This is a genomic window from Anaerospora sp. (assembly GCF_032013335.1).
Lineage (GTDB): Bacteria > Bacillota > Negativicutes > Sporomusales > DSM-15969 > Anaerospora.
Map to the genome: position 1 here is coordinate 34,943 of NZ_DALZUO010000023.1, position 19,194 is coordinate 54,136.

15 protein-coding genes are annotated in these 19,194 nt (G+C 46.8%); 4 read left to right on the forward strand and 11 right to left on the reverse strand.

Annotation, left to right across the window (positions count from 1 at the left end; all coding sequences use genetic code 11):
- Positions 1-26: 26 nt before the first annotated feature.
- The 4 genes from RTR76_RS16070 to RTR76_RS16085 all read right to left on the reverse strand — a co-directional run bounded on the left by RTR76_RS16070 (position 27) and on the right by RTR76_RS16085 (position 5,405).
- Positions 27-1,817, reverse strand: coding sequence for a carbon starvation protein A (locus tag RTR76_RS16070; RefSeq protein WP_312522562.1), 1,791 nt, complete (start codon positions 1,815-1,817; stop codon positions 27-29).
- 158 nt (positions 1,818-1,975) lie between these two features.
- Complete coding sequence (gene uvsE, locus RTR76_RS16075) at positions 1,976-2,929, reverse strand: UV DNA damage repair endonuclease UvsE (RefSeq protein ID WP_312522500.1); 954 nt, start codon at positions 2,927-2,929, stop codon at positions 1,976-1,978.
- A 39-nt stretch (positions 2,930-2,968) separates the two neighbouring features.
- The gene (locus RTR76_RS16080) at positions 2,969-3,727 is read right to left on the reverse strand and encodes a LytTR family DNA-binding domain-containing protein (RefSeq protein ID WP_312522502.1); all 759 of its coding nucleotides are present in this window, start codon (positions 3,725-3,727) and stop codon (positions 2,969-2,971) included.
- Entirely contained in the window at positions 3,720-5,405 is a 1,686-nt protein-coding gene (locus tag RTR76_RS16085; RefSeq protein WP_312522578.1) for a sensor histidine kinase, read from the reverse strand. The genes RTR76_RS16080 and RTR76_RS16085 overlap by 8 nt, the downstream gene beginning before the upstream one ends.
- Positions 5,406-5,577: 172 nt before the next feature.
- Between RTR76_RS16085 and RTR76_RS16090 the strand changes: the two genes are divergently transcribed.
- Positions 5,578-6,597: an HD domain-containing phosphohydrolase gene (locus tag RTR76_RS16090; protein WP_312522503.1), complete on the forward strand. Its 1,020-nt coding sequence runs from the start codon at positions 5,578-5,580 to the stop codon at positions 6,595-6,597.
- A 112-nt stretch (positions 6,598-6,709) separates the two neighbouring features.
- Here RTR76_RS16090 and RTR76_RS16095 read toward each other — a convergent pair whose 3' ends face one another.
- Positions 6,710-7,066 (reverse strand): hypothetical protein, encoded by a 357-nt coding sequence (locus tag RTR76_RS16095; protein ID WP_312522505.1) that lies wholly within the window; start codon positions 7,064-7,066, stop codon positions 6,710-6,712.
- Positions 7,067-7,230: 164 nt separating this feature from the next.
- On the opposite strand from RTR76_RS16095, the gene RTR76_RS16100 reads away from it, so the two are divergent.
- Both RTR76_RS16100 and RTR76_RS16105 read left to right on the forward strand, forming a co-directional pair.
- Positions 7,231-9,405 (forward strand): Tex family protein, encoded by a 2,175-nt coding sequence (locus RTR76_RS16100; protein WP_312522589.1) that lies wholly within the window; start codon positions 7,231-7,233, stop codon positions 9,403-9,405.
- Between the two features lie 84 nt (positions 9,406-9,489).
- A complete protein-coding gene (locus RTR76_RS16105) occupies positions 9,490-10,371 on the forward strand; it encodes an SDR family oxidoreductase (RefSeq protein WP_312522507.1) in 882 nt (293 codons plus the stop codon).
- Positions 10,372-10,408: 37 nt separating this feature from the next.
- On the opposite strand, the gene RTR76_RS16110 is transcribed toward RTR76_RS16105, so the two are convergent.
- The 4 genes from RTR76_RS16110 to RTR76_RS16125 all read right to left on the reverse strand — a co-directional run bounded on the left by RTR76_RS16110 (position 10,409) and on the right by RTR76_RS16125 (position 13,942).
- Positions 10,409-11,068, reverse strand: coding sequence for a cyclodeaminase/cyclohydrolase family protein (locus RTR76_RS16110; protein WP_312522508.1), 660 nt, complete (start codon positions 11,066-11,068; stop codon positions 10,409-10,411).
- Between the two features lie 70 nt (positions 11,069-11,138).
- A complete protein-coding gene (locus tag RTR76_RS16115; RefSeq protein WP_312522510.1) occupies positions 11,139-12,734 on the reverse strand; it encodes a DAK2 domain-containing protein in 1,596 nt (531 codons plus the stop codon).
- 16 nt (positions 12,735-12,750) lie between these two features.
- A complete protein-coding gene (locus RTR76_RS16120; RefSeq protein WP_312522512.1) occupies positions 12,751-13,590 on the reverse strand; it encodes a DegV family protein in 840 nt (279 codons plus the stop codon).
- Between the two features lie 136 nt (positions 13,591-13,726).
- Complete coding sequence (locus RTR76_RS16125; protein WP_312522516.1) at positions 13,727-13,942, reverse strand: hypothetical protein; 216 nt, start codon at positions 13,940-13,942, stop codon at positions 13,727-13,729.
- 281 nt (positions 13,943-14,223) lie between these two features.
- On the opposite strand from RTR76_RS16125, the gene pilM reads away from it, so the two are divergent.
- The gene (gene pilM, locus RTR76_RS16130; RefSeq protein ID WP_312522517.1) at positions 14,224-16,368 is read left to right on the forward strand and encodes a pilus assembly protein PilM; all 2,145 of its coding nucleotides are present in this window, start codon (positions 14,224-14,226) and stop codon (positions 16,366-16,368) included.
- A gap of 202 nt (positions 16,369-16,570) precedes the next feature.
- Here the strand turns inward: pilM and RTR76_RS16135 are convergent, their stop codons facing one another.
- Together RTR76_RS16135 and hemL are read right to left on the reverse strand one after the other, a co-directional pair.
- Positions 16,571-17,254 (reverse strand): Crp/Fnr family transcriptional regulator, encoded by a 684-nt coding sequence (locus RTR76_RS16135; RefSeq protein ID WP_312522519.1) that lies wholly within the window; start codon positions 17,252-17,254, stop codon positions 16,571-16,573.
- A 32-nt stretch (positions 17,255-17,286) separates the two neighbouring features.
- Positions 17,287-18,600 carry a glutamate-1-semialdehyde 2,1-aminomutase gene (hemL, locus tag RTR76_RS16140; RefSeq protein WP_312522521.1) on the reverse strand — a complete coding sequence of 438 codons (1,314 nt, stop codon included), beginning with the start codon at positions 18,598-18,600 and terminating at the stop codon, positions 17,287-17,289.
- Positions 18,601-19,194 lie beyond the last annotated feature (594 nt).

The following is a 19,194-nucleotide window of genomic DNA, read 5'->3' on the forward strand; positions in this document are numbered from 1 at the left end:
GCGGGTGGTCCTTTCGGCAGCAATTTTTATTTGCCAATCGGCAATGATTCCTGCTTTGCTTGCTGTTCAGCTCTAATGGCGATCCAGGTGCGGACCGCATCGCTGATAACGAAAACAACCAAAACAATCATAATAGCACTGGCTCCGGCCAGCAGATAATTATTTTTCGGTAAATAGTTAGTGGTAATATTCATATAACCTGCAGCAACAGTAGTAACTGCTAGGAAACACATAGGCGTAATGGTCGTCCAGGCATATCTGCCTTTGCCCATCCGATAAAGCACGGTTGTTCCGATTGCTAAAGCCATGCTGGCAAGCAATTGATTGGCAACTCCAAACAGCGGCCAAATGGTCGAAATCGATCCGCCGTAGAGCAGGTATCCCCAGGCTAAAGATACAGCTGCGCTGGCAAAAATAATACCAGGTGTCCAGTGCACATTTTTTAAAGGAGCATACATCATGCCGCCTAACTCTTGTACAAGATAACGTCCGACGCGGGTACCGGCATCAATTGTAGTGAGAATGAAGAGGGCCTCGAACATGATGGCAAAATGATACCAAAAGGACATCAATCCGCTCATGCCGGGAATTTGTGCAAAAATATGAGCCATACCGACTGCAAGTGAAACCGCGCCGCCAGGTCGGCCAGCTACGTTCTCACCTACCATTTGGGAAAGAACAGGCAATTCCTGAACCTGCATACCGAGCGTATTGAAAACAGCCGGTGTCGTATTAATTGCAAAGTAATCGGCAGGAATCAGACTAGTTGCAGCAATAAGGGCCATAAGAGCGACAAAGGACTCAACAAGCATACCGCCAAAGCCGACAACCCGAATTTCTGCTTCATTTGCTAACATCTTTGGTGTTGTTCCTGTACCGATGAGCGCATGGAATCCGGAAATCGCTCCACAGGCAATAGTAATAAACATAAAGGGCCATACCGGTCCGGGAATAATCGGGCCGCCGCCATAAATAAACGGCGTGAGAGCAGGCATATGAATTTCCGGTCTAACAATAACAATCCCCACCGCCAGGGCCAGTATCGTGCCTATTTTCATATATGTGCTCAAGTAATCACGAGGCGCCAGCAGCAGCCATACAGGCAAAGCAGCTGCTACGAATCCATAAATAGCCATCATAATTGAAATCTGTCCGCGCGTAAAAGTAAAGTACGGTGCCAAAGCGGATTGTTGGACCCATGGACCAACAAATACGGCAGCAAGAACTAAGGTTACACCGATAAAAGATCCTTCACCGATCCGTCCAGGACGGATATAACGAAGGTAAAGACCGACAAAGATAGCAATGGGAATGGTAGCGGCAACAGTAAAGGTACCCCAGGGGCTGTCATAAAGTGCATTTACTACCGCAATACCAAGACCTGCCATGGTAATGATCAAAATGAAGAGCACGGCAATACTGGTAGCAAGGCCGGAGGCTTTGCTGATTTCTTTTTTAGCAATTTCAGCAACTGACATGCCATCGTGCCGAACAGACGCAAATAAAATAATCATGTCATGAACTGCACCGGCTGCTACAGCGCCAATTAACAGCCACAGCGTACCTGGAAGGTATCCGAATTGAGCGGCAAGCACCGGGCCAACCAGCGGTCCAGCCCCTGCTATAGCAGCGAAATGATGGCCAAAGGTCACCCACTTATTTGTTGGTACATAATCACGTCCGTCATTCTTTAGGACGGCAGGTGTAGGACGGTTGGGGTCCAGGGCTAATACTTTAGCAGCCATGAACGCTCCATAATAGCGATACGCTAATGTAAGAAAAAGTGCAGCAATAATAACTAAATAAATTCCATTCATAACCATTTGCTTACTTCCTCCCTTATTATTAATTGCTTTTCAGCAACTCTAATAATAAAAGAAAAAAATTGCACTTGATAGTTAAATCAGATGAATGGAGCAAAATGAAAGGCTAACAGTCTAAAACCGTCGCTCAACAGAAATAAAAAGAGCCTAACCTAATAGGCAATAGTGGCCTCGTCTACCACCTCTACTTCTCCGGTTGCTTCTAAATCCCTCATCAACTGATGTACTGCCTGGTCTTTTTGCTTGGCTTCCAGCATAACATCAAAATCTTGATTTAGATCTTTAGCCAGGTGTACAAATGCCATAAATTCATCGGCATTAATATAATCTGCATGGGCCCGCACATTAGGCCCCTCTTTCGAGCTGGACATATGAATTTTAGGGGTACCGCCCTGCCAGGTGGCAGCTATATCAGGCCATAGTCCTGCCAATTCGTCTCCCTCATTACAGCAATAGTGGTGATGGACATCCAGTACCATTGGTGCTGCAATCCTTTGACAGAGTGTTAAAACATCCCGCGCAGTATAGGATTTATCATCATTTTCAATGATCAGCCTGTCCTTAATATTTGCCTGCAGCAGCTGAAACGTATCGCAAAATCGATCAAGGGCTTTGTCTTTGCTTTTATAGGCACCACCTACATGAACAACCAGCTTAGCTTCATTGCCAAAGCCCATTGCATCGAAAATCCGGGCATGATAAGCAAGATCCTCAATGCTCGCAGCAATAACCTTTTCATCAGGACTGTTAAGCAGTGTGAAATGGTCGGGATGCGCGCTTACCCGCATATCATGCTTACGTGCAAAATCGCCGATTTCTTTAAGCTCATCGGCAAATTCACTAGTATAATCCCAGCCAGCTGCTTCCGGGTGAGTGGCGAGCGGGATAAGCTTTGATGTAAAGCGGAAAACATGAATATCATGAGCCGCATTATATTTTAATACTCGTAATTGATTAGCCAGGTTTTCCCGGGTAAGCCGCCTTAATCGATTAACACGGTCAGCAGATGCTGCAATTTTCAGCAGATTGGTGACTGTTACCGTTTTATTAGGAGACCCTTCCATAATATTTAAAGCCATTGCTACATAACCAAACCGTATTTGCATTTGTTTTCCTCATTTTATCATTTATAGTGCTAGCCTTCCCTATTTGAGGCCTAATATATCCTTAATTTCCTTGATCTGACCTTTACTTACCGGGATTTCAATACTAGGAGCACCTTCTACCTTGAGCCAGTATGTGCCCTTAAACCACGGTACTACTTCTTGAACCTTGTCCATATTCACAACATAACTTTTGTGAACACGAAAAAGACTGGTCATTTTTACCCGTTCCTGGAGTTCCGTCAACGTACCATCATAACAGAACGTACCATTAACAGTTACTACTGATACCCCGCCAGCCTGCACATAGGCATAGATAACATCATCATAGGCAATAAGCATGATTTTCCCTTGCTTATTTACCGGCAGCTTATGTACGTTGATTTTACTTTTTGTCAGTGTTTCATCAATGCGGCTTGCTGCGGCGCTCCACTCATCGGGCAGATATTTGCGCAAACGTTCAAGCGCCCCTACAACACGAGGTCCCTCAAAGGGTTTCAGTACATAATCAACCGCCCCTACTTCAAATGCTTTGACCGCATATTCATCATAGGCAGTAGCAAAAATAATCAGCGTTTTCGGCAAGATAGCCCGCAGTACCACTGCTGTTTCCAGACCAGTCATTCCCCGCATTTGTACATCCAGGAAAATGACATCCGGTTTCATTTGTGCAGCCAGGCTAATTGCCGTCGGACCACTGTCCGCCTCACCGACCACCTCAATGTTTTGATATTCAGACAGTAAATATTTCAACTCATCCCTTGCTGGAGTCTCATCATCAACAAGCAATGCTTTAAGCATATTCTTCCACCTCATCAAGCATTCGTTTCGGCAGTCGGATCGTTACCGTTGTCCCCAAACCTGGCTGGCTGGAAATTTCCAGTCCCTGGCCATATTGCCCACATAAGCGCTCATGCACATTTATCAGGCCAATGCTTTCTCCCTGAGGCTGACAAAGCGGATGGCGCTTAGTTAAATCCATACCGACGCCATTGTCGCTGATAGTGATGAGTACGTTATCAGCTTCTTCTTGCACCTTCAGGATAATCTCACCACCATCTTCCTTGGGCTGCAAGCCATGTTTTATTGCATTTTCCACTAAAGGCTGTATGGTTAGCGATGGTATGAGATATTGCATGGCCGCCTCCTGTACTGCTTCGCGGATCAACAGTTTTTCCCCGTAGCGTGCCTGCTCTATCGTAAGATATGCTTCCACTTGAGCCAATTCTTCCCCGATGGGAATATTATTGCCCGTCTTGTGCAGGGAAAACCGGAACATTGCTCCCAGCTTAATGAGCAACTCGCGGGCAAGATCCGGTTTCGTCCGTATTAAAGACGTGATCGTATTAAGCGTATTAAAGAGAAAATGAGGGTTTATCTGCGCCTGGAGTGCCTTCAATTCCGCTCTTGCCGCCAACTTAGCCTGGCGGTCAATTTCGGTAAGCTCCAATTGAGTGGAAAATAAATGCGCTACACCGTCAGCAAATACAATATCCGCATCCCCCACCATATTCCCACGGGTATAATACAACTTTAATGTGCCGATAACCCTTCCCGCCTGCTTGAGCGGCACTACAACAGTGCTGGATAACCGGCAATGCTCGCAATAACAGCCTATTTCCGTACTGTTTTGGGCAATAAACATTTGTCCTGATTCCAATACATGGCGTGTTGCCTTTGTAAGGCTCGATTTACCAGGCTTATGGTGCTGTGCTTCGGCACCAATAAAAGCCAGAACATGTTCACTATCCGTAACAGCAACCGCATCATAACCGCCGGACGCATAAATGATCCTGGCGGTTTCATAAGCAGAGTCGTTTGTCAGTCCCCTTCTAAGAAAGGGCAATGTCTTTGTGGCAATATCCAACGCCTTACGGGATTTTTCAGCCCCAACACTCTCCTGGGCATCCTTTGCCGTCTTAATAATAAGCATAAATAAGGACAATCCAATAGAATTAACGACAATCATTGGTATGCCAATTTCATTCACTAACAAAAGTGCCTGCTCGTAAGGCCGGGCAGTTGCCAGGATAATCATCATTTGCATGCTTTCACCGACAATACCGGCCGTAAGTGCTACCCACCAGGGAATTGGGCGACTTGGGTAATAGCGATAAAATATGCCGGCAAGTATGCCTTCGCATACATTGGCTAGAGCACAGGAAAAAGCAGTGAAGCCGCCTAGCAGATAGCGATGTCCCCCGGCGATTAATCCCGCGACGCCTCCCATCAGCGGTCCGCCAATAAGCCCGGCTGCCATAACACCTACTACTCTGGAGTTTGCTAATGCATCATTGACTGGAATACCGGCATAGGTACCAACAATACCGATAAATCCGAAAATAACCGTTAACAGCAGCCGCTCCCGGTGCCGGGCTTCATAATCCACCAGACGCCGAAAGGCGGTCGTATGGGATAGTACAAACGCCAGTGTGGCCATGACGCTCATTCGCTCTAATAATTCCACAAGGAGTGACATCTGCAAATTCCTCACCTCTTCTAGCTATACGATACCACCTTTTCTGCTGTGATACAAACGAATAGGACCTAAGTCCTATTCGTTTTTTTGGGTGTTAGGACTTTCAACGAATTGCGTTCCTGCTTATGTAGCTTTATAATGAAAATGATATAGTAATCTAGAGGTGGTTCTCATGCAACTTTCCTACGTTCAGCCTGGGATGGTCTTGACTACAGATATTATGGACGAGCGGGGCAATTTATTGCTGGAAAGCGGCATAACCCTGACCGCCGCTTACATAAATCGCTTAAAACAGTTAGGCATTACAGCAATACATGTCGCTGATCCGATTGCCGAATTATTGAGCCAGCCAGCACTTTCTCCTGAACTGCGCGACGAGCTTGCTCAGAAATTTCGTTCTATTTTTACAATGAAAGCAGCTGATTTAACTAATCAACATGTGCGCATTACTCAATTAGAGCAGATGAAGCAAACCGTCGATAAGGTCATTACCGAAACAGGTAAACGATTGCCTTATATTATGAATGTTAAAGTACGGCAGCCGAGTGATGATGAAATTCAGCATGGTATTAATGTATGCTTGCTGTCTTTGGTTACCGGGCTCTATTTAAAAATGCCCTTGCCTCTTTTAAAAGACTTGGCTTTAGGAGCATTATTTCATGATATTGGTAAAATAGCTCTTCCCCAACAGAGTTTGTCAGTTCCTGAACCCATGCGCTTTCACCCGCTGTTTAGCCGTGAACTGCTGCTTAAGGCCTATGTCAATCCTACCGTTGCCCGCATAGCTGCCGAGCATCATGAACGTTACGACGGCTCCGGTTATCCCTTAGGCCTGTCAGGAAAAAATCTCCATCCCTTATCACGCCTGGTTGCTATTGCCAATTATTACGATACTGCCATGAATAATGCTACTTTTACACATGCATCGCGGCAGGAAATTGTAGAGACTATGATGGCTGCAGGCAATACGCAGTTTGATCTTAATTCATTACGGGCGTTTTTCCACAGTGTAGCCGTATTCCCGGTAGGCAGTTTAGTCGAGCTCAATACGCATAAGACTGGCTACGTTGTCAAAAACAGTGCACACTATCCACTTCGGCCGATTGTGCGTATTTTTGATGATACTAGCTATACGGATGTAGATCTTGTACTAAAGCCTAATATTACGATCGTCAAGGTAATTAAAGAATAATTGCAAGCTGTTCTGCCTCTATTACGAGGAGAACAGCTTTTTAGGCCGTTCTTTTCCATATAAAAAGCGCTTGGCCTTAAGCGGCAAGCGCTTTACTTAGTATTGTGGTAAGTTACCCTTGGTGCTGACGCCTGTTAGCATCATAGATCAGTTTTTTTGCCGAGATCAGGACTCCCATTAGCAGCCAGAAAGCACCATACATCGTAATCATTGGATAGGTCAGTGTGAGGTTTAGCCCTGTTAATACAAGCAGCGGGGCCAATAAGAAAAACCAAGTGGTTAGTCCGGTGCCAATGGCGAAAGCAAAGATACAGAGCGCAGCTAAGCAAGGACTATTGCGGTTAAGTGAGAATTTGCTGCCTTTGTCTCCGACCAAAACTAATGACGCAAGGAGGACAATTGCTGCTAAGAATGGTTTAGCAACGACAAAATAATTTGTTGCATTTGATAAAATAGCTTGCCATTGCATACGTAAGATCACCTCCACAAAATTAATTATACTGTTATATATTGGGCGCCTATCCAATTTATGCTATATTTTGAAATTTCTCTGTAGTGGTACTTCCTTTCGTTTTTGCGGCTCGTCCTGCATAATGATATAATGAGTAAAAAATGAATAAAGATGGTGGAAATATGCTGTTAAATGATATTACCTCAGCAATTGCCCGGGAGATGGGCGTCAAACTCTTTCAAGTAGAAGCAACTGTTAGTTTGCTCGATGATAGTAATACCGTGCCTTTTATTGCCCGTTATCGTAAAGAAGCAACAGGAGAACTGGACGAAGAGCAAATTCGAACCGTCCAGGAGCGGCTTAGCTACTTACGTAATCTCGTGAAACGCCAGGAAGAAATTCTTAGCACGATTGAGGAGCAGGGTAAACTCACTCCTGAACTGGCTGCTGTAATTACTGCCTGTACCAAACTACAGGAACTGGAAGACTTATATTTACCGTATCGGCCAAAAAAGCGGACTCGCGCTCAAATTGCCAGAGAAAAGGGGTTGCAGCCATTGGCTGATATTATAATGGCACAACAACTCCAAACAGGCTCCCCCCAAGACGCGGCAACACCTTTTGTCAACGCAGAAAAAGAAATTGCCACACCTGAAGATGCCTTGGCCGGAGCTGCCGATATTATTGCCGAAACGGTAAGCGAACAAGCCGATATACGGGCCCTGTTACGCAGGCACCTGTGGAGCAGCTCCGAAATAGCAACCGAATTTGCGGTAGATGAAAGTCAGGCTAAAGAAGTCTTGAACTATAAGGATTACCATGAGCCTGTCAACCGTATGCCGTCACACAGGATTTTGGCCGTAAATCGCGGGGAAACAAAAGACCTTCTCAAGGTTCATCTTGTTACCTCCCACGAAGACAATATTGACCGGATTGTCCGTCTTTTTATCACAAAAAGTTCGATTTTTTCCGACCTGATTCGCTCCGCAGTTACCGATGGCTACAAACGTCTTCTTCTTCCTGCTTTGGAGCGGGAAATACGCAATCAACTAACCGAAAATGCTGAGAAGCAGGCCATTCGCGTTTTTGGTCTTAACCTTCGCCAGCTGCTCTTGCAGCAGCCCCTGGCAGGACATACGGTTATGGGCCTCGATCCAGGATATCGCACCGGCTGTAAAATGGCTGTTGTCAGCCCTACCGGAACTGTACTGGAAACAAACACGCTGTTTTTCACCATGAGTGAGGCACAAAAACAAAAAGCTGCTGATGCCGCTTTAGCTGCCATTCAAAAGCATGGTGTTACTCTCGTAGCCATTGGTAATGGAACAGCTTCCTATGAAACCGAGGAATTTACTGCCCAGCTTATTAATACACATAAACTGCCCGTTCATTATGTAATAACAAATGAAGCCGGTGCCTCAGTCTATTCGGCTTCTAAACTAGCGAAAGACGAGTTGCCTGACCTGGATGTGTCTATCCGGGGCGCGGTTTCTATTGCCCGCCGTGTCCAGGACCCACTTGCCGAATTAGTAAAAATAGATCCTAAATCAATTGGTGTTGGTCAATACCAGCATGACGTAAACCAAAAGGAACTGACCAGCACACTTTCCACTGTCGTAGAATCAGCCGTTAACCATGTAGGTGTAGAGCTTAATACAGCTTCACCTGCACTTTTGCAGCACGTTGCAGGCATTAATGCTGCTGTTGCTAAAAACATCGTTGCTTTTCGTGATGAAAACGGCTCTTTTAAAAATCGCAAACAGCTGTTAAAGGTACCACGGCTTGGTCCGGCAGCATACACGCAGTGCGCCGGCTTCCTACGCCTTCAGTCCAGTGATAATCCTCTTGATAATACGCCCGTTCATCCTGAGTCTTATACGCTTGCTCAAAGCTTACTTGAAAAACTAGGTTTTTCCGTAACCAGTTTAAGCAATAAAGAACAATTAAAAAGTATCCAGCAACATGTTCAGCAAGTTGATGTCACAAGGCTGGCCGCGGAAGCAAATGCCGGTGAACCTACTGTCCGGGATATTTTAGCGGCACTAGTCAAGCCCGGTCGCGACCCCCGTGAAGATCTGCCGGCACCGTTGACTCGCAAGAATGTAGTTAAACTTTCGGATATTAAGCCCGGCACAGTAGTACGGGGCACCGTCCATAATGTCATTGATTTTGGTGTATTTGTGGATATTGGCATTAAAATTAACGGCTTGATTCACCGTTCGGAGCTCTCCGGCAAACCTTTCCGCCACCCCTTGGATATTGTTTCTGTAGGCGATATTATCGATGTATTGGTAATATCTGTAGATGAAGAACGAGGCCGCATCGGTCTCAGCTTGAAACAAGTACCTAAACAATAGTAAAATCAGCCTGACAAAGTCAGGCTGATTTCTTTTTTCTCTTACGGGTATCCTAACAACATGTTGTTGGAAAGGAGCTATCTCATGCCCACAGAAGAAAGTTTCTTACTTACCCGCAATCTTGGCTTTCCGCCACAGCACCAACCGTCACAGCCCGGCTTAGAAACGGAAATGAATCCACCGCCCTGGGTAATCAAAGAAAGCTATCAAGCCTCCGGCAAATTGCGCGGTAAAATTGCGCTGATCAGTGGCGGCGACAGTGGTATTGGACGGGCAGTGGCATTAGCTTTTGCCCTGGAGGGTGCAGACATTGCCATTGTTTACCTCAATGAAGACAGCGATGCCCAGTATACCAAGCAACTCATTGAATCCACAGGACGGCACTGCCTGACGATTAGCGGCGACATCGGTTATGAAGACTTTTGCCGGGAGACAGTCGAGCGCACGGTCAAGCAATTCGGCAGTCTTGATATATTGGTTAACAATGCTGCCGAACAACATGTACAAACCCGCCTGGAAGATATAACCGAAGAACAATTAGACCGTACTTTCCGGACTAACATGTACTCTTGCTTTTTTCTGGCTAAGGCAGCTCTGCCCTATTTGAAAAATGGCAGCACCATTATTAATACTACTTCTGTAACAGCCTATAAAGGCAATGACCAGTTAATCGATTATTCTGCCACTAAGGGCGCCATTGTAGCCTTTACCCGCTCATTGTCGCAAGCGCTGGTCTCACAAGGCATCCGGGTCAATGGAGTTGCACCCGGTCCTATTTGGACACCACTTATTCCGTCTTCTTTCAATGAAGCTCATGTAGCCCAATTTGGCGTTGATACGCCAATGCAGCGGGCTGGCCAACCGGCTGAAGTTGCGCCTGCCTACGTATTTCTGGCTTCTAATGACTCTTCCTATATGACAGGCCAGATCATACACATAAACGGCGGGACAATTATAAATGGTTAAAAAAGTCCGTATCTCCTGGGAGATACGGACTTTTACATTACTTGTCTATTGATTCTGCCTGCATCACTGTAAAAGGATCATTGCTGTAAATATAAGCCTGTATCTCGTTCAGCAATTCATCAGCAGCTGCTTTAACAAGCACCAATTGGCCCTTTAATGCATTGGCAAGTATTTTGTCAGTTAGCAGAGGCAAATTGATCGATGTATTCAGCAACGCTCCCATTACAGCGGCATAGCTGTTTTGCGCACCCACTGCTAAATCACTAATGACCTGGAGATTTATCCGGCCAAGCAACACCTTGCCGATCTCCAGCGCCTCGAGGGAGCACCGGGCAATTTCAAGCGGAATCTCGGCTGCCTGCTTGAGTGCCAGTTGAATTCCTTCGTCTCTGTCAGCTTTTTCATTCTCTGAGTTTTTCGGCATTCGGTACGCTGCCATTACCTCGCCGAAGGCCACCGCATCGCGATCAATCAATTCCTGCAAGCGCATATGTACTTGCGCTAATTGCTGAATTCTCTCCCTCAGTACATCTTCATGCTCAGCATATTGCGGGCGGCCAAGCGTTAAGTTAACACTCATTTCAATCAAGCTGGCACCTAGCAAACCGGTCAGTGCTGCAGCGCTGCCCCCACCAGGTGTTGATGACTTTGAGGCCAACTGTTCTGCATATTCATTGATAGACAAAGCGGCAAGCATATCCAATCCCTCCGACTAATTTGCTAATTTTATCTTAAAAAGAATCTCTCATCATATAACAAAGTCCTCATTATTCAATGCTAATAAGGAGCGGGTACAGTGACTGTCCTCCGGCATACAGTTCTACTTCCACCCCGTTATATTTCTCCTGCAGGAGCGCGGCCAGCTTTTCGGCCTCGCCAACAGCTAATTCGCTGCCATAATAGAGGCTGACAACCTCGGCCTCAGTAATGCGAAGCTTTTCGGCCAGCTTAAACAAAGCAGTCTGCAAATCAGCTCCGTCAGTCAGTACCTGGCTATTTACGACTCCTATAAAGCGGCCTGCCGGTACCAGCTGACCGTCTACCAGGCTGTCACGGACGGCAACCGTCACTCCTGCTGCCCGTACCGTTTCAATCCGGGAAGTCATAGCTGAGACATTATCACCGATTGCTTTATTGGAATCAAAAGCCAGTAATGCTGCTAATCCCTGGGGAATGTTAACAGTAGGCACCACTTCTACGCGATCACCCAACAATTTTTTAGCTTGATTGGCAGCTAAGATAATGTTTTTGTTATTGGGAAGAATGATATAACGTTCAGCCTGCCCCTGATGGACAGCACTCATAAAGTCTTCGACCGGAGGATTCATTGTCTGCCCGCCGGCAATAACCATCTGAGCACCCATTTTTTTCATCATTGCAGCGAAGCCTTCCCCATCAGCAACAGTGATGACAGCCAGGGGTTGTTTAGCAGGTGTGGGAATAACGACTTGGCGATGTTGATCTGCCATATTATCGATCTTAATATCATGCAGCGTGCCCCAGGTAAGTGCCATCTCCAGAACAGCTCCTGGATGAGCACTATGGATATGTACCTTTAAGACATTATCGCCCTCAGCCAGAACGAGAGAGTCTCCTTGCGGCATTAGTAAGCGCCGCGCTTCATCACGAGCAAGGGAACAGTTTTTTACAATGAACTCCGTACAATAGGGATGAGCAATATCAAACTCTTCCACTCCAGGCATTGTCAGCGTCAGAGTACGGTCCCAGTCAGCTTCCGGGCCGCTGCCTACTCCTTCCAGTCCCTCGAGGCAGCCAGCAAGAAAAACAAGCAGTCCCTGACCACCGGCATCAACTACTCCTGCCTGTTTTAAAATTGGCAGCTGCTCGGGAGTTTTGTTCAAAGCGTCCCGTCCAGCCGCAACTGCCTCTTTCAAAATATCGGAAAAAGGAAGTGTTTCCCGCACTGTCCTTCGAGCCCCTTTGGCAATTCCTTTAGCAACAGATAATATGGTTCCTTCTACAGGACGGGAGACCGCCCGATAAGCATATAACACTCCATATTGAAACGCTTTACCGACTTCGCTGGAAGTAGCTTGTTCTTTACCAGCTAGCCCTCTGGCAATTCCTCTAAATATCTGGGACAAAATTACTCCTGAATTGCCTCGCGCGCCCATTATAGCACTATCGGCAGCTCGTTTTGCAAGAGGACCGATCCCCGCTTCCGGCGCTTCGGCAACTGACCGGGCAACAGCTCCCAATGTCAGCAGCATATTGGTCCCCGTATCGCCATCAGGCACCGGAAAAACATTTAAGCTGTTAATATATTGATGCTCGCGCATAAAAGCTTTATATGCTCCGGCAATCATACGGCGATAGTCTTTGCCTGTTACCATTTCTACCATTTTACGTGCACCATCCTTATTGCTTTTCCTGAAAAATAAGCCCTAGTAAACCAGGCCCCAAGTGACTGGCTAAGACTGATCCGCCCTCACCAATCAGCACAGGTATATGTGGATAGAGCTGCTGAATTTGCTGCTGCAATATAAGAGCTTCTTCTCTTGCCTCAATACTAACGACACTGATATACGTAAACCCGGAGAACCTCTTTAATTCATCCGCCATACGGCTAATCGCTTTCATGCGGGTTCGTACCTTATCCAGTACTGTTAACCGTCCATTCTCCAAATAGAGGATGGGCCGTATTTGTAAAATAGTACCAAAAAGAGAAGCAGCTCCTCCAATACGTCCTCCTTTATGGAGATATTCTAAGGTGCCGGGGACGATCAACGTATGTGTAGCAGCAGCCATCTTTTCAATATAAGCAGCAATCACGCTGGCTTCCTGTCCTTCTGCCGCCATTTCCAGAGCCTGTTCTGCCATTTGAACCATGCCAATTGCCGTCGTACCCGAGTCAATTACAAATATATTTTTACTTTCAACCATCTGGACAGCCATTCGGGCACTTTGCACAGTACCACTTAAACTGCCGGAAAGCGTAATCACAATAGCTGAATCGCCCTTTTCTTTTAACCCCGAAAAGAGTGTAACAAACTCCCCCGGAGCGGGCTGCGAAGTTTTAGGATGCTCTCCAGTTTCTTGTATCAGTGTAAACAAATCTGCAGTAGACAATTCATTCTCATTTATTTGCCTGTTATTCAATAATACCGTAAGGGGAACCACATGAAGATTAGGCCATTTTTCCAGCAATTTCTGTGGTACATTAGCAGTACTATCAAGGATAACATGAACTTGTGACACAGTAATAACTCCCCCATAATAAATAATAGTCAATAGTATTGTAGCAGATTTCGGAAGTTAAATATAGGCTTCCCCTGGGAAAGAGAAAACAGCCGGAATTATCACGGCTGCTTGTTTTATCAAAATTTATAGATTATTAAAGTGTAGAAGCAGCCAGCCGCCTGTCAAAGTTAAACAGCTGTTTGAGTTTGGGTTGCTCATTGATTATCTCCGTTTGTGAACCATGAATGCCGCATTCCGAACAAAACCAGGTTTGTACCCGAAGTACAACCTCTCGTTCACCTACATAATACTTAATAAGCGTATATTTTGAAGCCTTGTCAAGGTGTTCACACCATACTTGATTATTCATTGGAAACTCCTCCTCAAAGTAATTTGTTATCTAGTCCTAGTATTTAATACTATATTTATTCAGTTTTATATAGTATATACCATGTTATGCAAATCTTCAATATAATTATTACCTGGTTATAATTTACAGTCTATTTCTATGTATATGCCGTATCCGCTGCTATTTGACCTGGAAAATTAACGAATTTGCCTGTAATGGGCTCACATCAAGCCAAAGAAAGAGGAAATTACCGTAAAGAGCGAGAAAGTACAACACAGCATATGCGTCAAAAAGGAGCCATTATGAAACAACAACACCTTTTTGCCTTAGATATTGGCACACGAAGTGTCGTAGGATTAGTAGGAACCCCGGGCGAATTACAAATTGAGCTTGTTGCCTTTGAACGTCAGGAGCACCATACAAGAGCGATGCTTGATGGTCAAATTCATGATGTCACAGAAGTAGCCGGAATCCTCAAAGCAGTAAAAGAACGACTGGAGAAAAAAACAGGCCCGTTACATAAAGTAGCCGTTGCCGCTGCAGGCCGGGCTCTGCATACGATAAGCGCCACCGCCGATATGGATGTATATAATCGCGGTATCCTCACTCCTAATGATGAGAGAGCACTCGAGCTAACAGCCATCCAAGCAGCCCAGCAGCAGTTAGCCACCTCTGCCAACATTCTCCATCCCGCTAACTACTACTGTGTAGGCTATAGTGTCGTTCATTTTGCACTAGACGATATACAATTGAAGAGCCTGGTAGGTCAGCGAGGTAAAACTGCAGCAATTGAAGTCATTGCCACCTTTTTACCCAGGCAAGTAATTGACTCTCTCCAGTCAGCGCTGTCCGCTGCCGGCCTGGAAATGGATACGCTGACGCTGGAACCCATTGCAGCTATCAATGTATTGATTCCTCCTACTATGCGTCACCTTAACCTTGTACTGGTCGATGTAGGTGCTGGCACTTCCGATGTTGCCATTACCCGGGACGGAACAGTCATTGGCTTCGGTATGGTGCCTTATGCCGGTGACGAAATCACGGAAGCAATTTCACAACGCTATGTTCTAGACTTCAATGTTGCCGAAACAGTAAAGCGCCAATTATGCGGCAAAAACAAGAAGATATCTTTCACTGATGTATTGGGAATGACCCACAAAGTAGCCTCAAGTGAAATATTAGACGGTATTCGCATGCAGGTAGCAGAATTGGCCCAATTAATTGCTTCACAGGTTTTGGCCTTAAATACATCCACTCCGCAGGCTGTCCTCCTGGTTGGTGGTGGCGCACTCACTCCCATGCTGCCGGAAGCACTGGCTCAGGCCCTGGATATTCCCGCGGGACGCGTTGGCATCAGACGCCCCGACACCATAGAAGGAATTAAAAACATCCCTGCTTCCCTATGCACACCTGACCTGGTCACTCCACTGGGAATTCTAAATCTGGCCGGTGGAAGAACGCTCAACTTTGTCAATGTAGAAGTAAATGCACAGCCGCTGCGGCTTTTTAATATTGGCAATCTGACGGTTGCTGACTCACTCTTAGCCGCAGGCATTGATGTGCGTACTCTCCATGGCCGTCCTGGCATGGGCATCACAGTGACAGTTAACGGCGAAACCCATTTCCTGCCTGGGAGTTTAGGGCAGCCAGGTACACTGCATACCAACGGACAGCCAGTCAAATTCGACCATCCTCTGGCAGATGGTGATCAGGTAACCGTCACCAAGGGCAGCAGCGGCATTACGCCTGCACCTGCATTGAGTGAGCTAATATCGGTACCTGACCCAATTACAGTACTGATAAATGACACTTTGATAGAGATAGCTCCAATCATTACAATTAATGGTCAGCACGCTGATACTGGCCAGCCCCTTGCCGACCGGGATACTGTTATCTGCCGCTTGCCCTCCATATTAGGAGATGTGCTGCTTAGTGCAGGAATCCAGCCTCAGCCAGTCGTATCGCATTATACTGTAAATAATGCCGAACGCGCTTACAGCATCTACCCTGTTTACACAGTAAATAATGAACCAGCCACACTTGCCTCACTTATAAAGAACAATGATATGATTACTACGGTGAAACCTCAGCTGCCGACTATTGGTGATGTCCTGGGACTAGAACAGCGGTGCGATGACAGCATTACCGTACTTTTCAATGGCTCGCCCTGCCATATCCCGGTTCACCGTTTTACTATTACAATGAATGATAAACCAGCAACACTGGATACTCCTGCGCAACCGGGCAGCAAGCTGGCACATCATGTGATCAGTCAATGGAGCCCGTTAATCAGTGACGTCCTCCTTGCTGCTGATTATAAGCCGCTGCTGTCTGCCGGTCCGGTCACGATTTTGCTCAATGGCCGGTCTACTGAATATACGGCGGCCGTTAACGAAGGTGACCGGATTGAAGTTGTCACTGCCCGCAATGCCAATACTGCAGGATGAAAAAAAGACGCCGTTAGGCGTCTTTTTTAAAATTGTTAAAACTTCGTTCTCAGGCCGTTCAGAAAGCTCTAGATGCTAGAAAGGCCGAGGAAGCGAGCGAAGACAGTACAGCGCAGGTACGACGAGTGAGCTCCCGCAGGCCTGCCCAACGCAGATGGGGCTTTATCAACGGCCTGAAAAAAGACGCCTTAAGGCGTCTTTTTTATTGAAATAACCGTTGTAACTTATCTGGTTCCAGGATAACAATTTTATGAATATCAAAATCAATCATCCGGTCTTTTTTAAGCGAGCTTAATGTACGGGTTACCGTTTCACGCGTTGTTCCTACCAAGCTGGCCAAATCCTGCCGGGAAAGATCCAGCGTAATTTCAATCTGGCCATTCGTGAGAGAACGGCCATGCTTTGCCCCAAGCCGCAGCAAGGTTTCCGCCGTTCGGGCAGTAACGTCATGAAGTGCAAGGTTTTTAATTTTCTGCTGCGCAAATAACAGTCGCTGGCTGAGGGCTTTAATTAATTGCAGGGCAAGTAAGTTATTCCCCAGAATCAGCCGCTCCAGATCGCTATTTTTAATAACGCCTACCTTAGAATCATCTACGGCAATAGCTGTAGCCGGATAAGCCCGGTTGTTGAACAGCAGCACTTCAGCAAATAAGTCGCCAGGACTCAATATATTGATAATATGCTCTCGTCCATCATCTGTCATTTTAACAATTTTAACCTTGCCTGACTGAAGATAATGGAAGCCTTCACCTTGTTCCCCTTCCAGGAAGATGACACTGCCTTTGCGATATTTCCGCTCAGTCGTAATCGCATAGATGTCTTTCAGCTGCGCCTCCGGCAAGTCAGCAAAGACAGGCATTCTCTTTAACTGCTGAATAACATCCATCTTTGTCCCTCCGCTTACCAGCACTAATGGTTTTACTTTGACTGCAAATATTCGCTGACTTTGCCAAAAGCATAGGCACTCGCCGCTACCGTTTGCATGATATCATCCTCAGTGTGAGCGGTGGACATAAATCCTGCCTCAAACTGCGATGGAGCCAGATATACCCCTTGTTCCAGCATAGCATGGAAGAATATATTAAATGCACCCACATCGGATTCTTTGGCACTATCGTAATCATACACAGGTTTATCCGAAAAAAACATGCCGAACATGGAGCCAATATGATGATACTGCAACGTTAAGCCAAACTTCTCTGCTTGAGCGCGAATCCCGGCAGATAAGGCCTCCACTTTGTTGCTAAGCTCAGTATATGTATCCGCTTTTTCGGATAAAATCGTGAGAGTGGTTATCCCAGCGGTCATAGCCAGTGGATTACCACTGAGAGTGCCCGCCTGATATACTGGTCCGGCCGGCGCAATCAATTCCATAATATCCTGACGTCCGCCATAGGCCCCCACCGGCAGACCACCGCCAATAACCTTACCGAGACAGGTTAAATCAGGCTGTATGCCAAAAACGGACTGGGCTCCGCCATAGGCCACCCGAAAACCGGACATGACCTCATCAAATATAAGCAGCGCTCCATATTTCTGTGTTAGTTCTCTAACCTGCTTGAGATAGCCTTCCCTAGGCAAAACCATCCCCATATTGCCAGGCACAGGCTCTATGATTACCGCTGCAATGTCTTCGCCCACGCTTGCAAAGGCAGCCTCTAAGTCCTGTATATCATTATACTTAACCGTGATCGTACTGCCTGCGATGCTGTCAGGCACCCCAGGACTGTCAGGAATGCCCAGCGTGGTTGCTCCTGAGCCCGCTTTTACGAGCAGGCTGTCATGATGACCATGATAACAACCGGCGAATTTAATAATCTTGCTTCGTTTGGTAAAAGCACGAGCCAGCCTGAGCACGCTCATTGTTGCCTCCGTCCCGGAGTTGACCATCCGGACCAATTCCATCGACGGAACAGCCTTCCTTACCAACTTAGCCAATTCAGTCTCTAAAATTGTCGGAGCCCCATAACTGGTCCCCCTCACCAAAGCCTCCCTGAGCGCTTCGGTAACAGCAGGATGAGCATGACCGATAATCATCGGCCCCCAGGACTGGACATAATCAATATACTGATTGCCATCAATATCATACAGCTTACTGCCAGCAGCAGCAGCAATAAACGGCGGTGTTCCGCCAACGCCCCGGAAGGAGCGGACAGGACTGTTCACCCCGCCCGGAATATATTCTTTGGCCTCAGCAAAAGCCTGAGCCGATTTTTCCAAAGTAAATGCCATAGATGTGTACCCCCTTTGTATCTTTAGTACCAAATAAGGCGAAACATAAGATTGCCACGTCGCTACGCTCCTCGCAATGACAATAGGGCAGAGCGCCTCTCCCAACCATTCCTTGTGCACCCCGAAGGGGAGTTATCACCACCAACGGCGACAAGCCCCCCCATCCTCGCGTTCTCATTAGCCGTCTAAACTGCCTTAGAGGCGAAACATGAGATTGCCGCGTCGCTGCGCTCCTCGCAATGACAATGGGGCAGAGCGCCTCTCCCAACCATGCCTTGTGCACCCCGCAGGGGAGCTATTCACCACCAATGGTGACAAGCCCGGTCCTCCGTCTCCTTTTGCCGCCAAGCTTAGGCCGCCGAGAAGGCTCCAGCCCGCCGCTAAGCCAAGGCAGTCGAGAAAGGTTCAGATGCTAGACGGAGCGAGAATCGCAGCGGAGGCGTACTGGAAGTACGTTGCAGCGGAGACTCGCAGCGACAACAACGCAGATGAGCCTTTATCGGCTGCCGCCCTCAGATAACCAGCGGGCGGCGTCCATGGCATGATACGTAATAATAATATCCGTTCCAGCACGTTTCATAGAAAGCAGTGTCT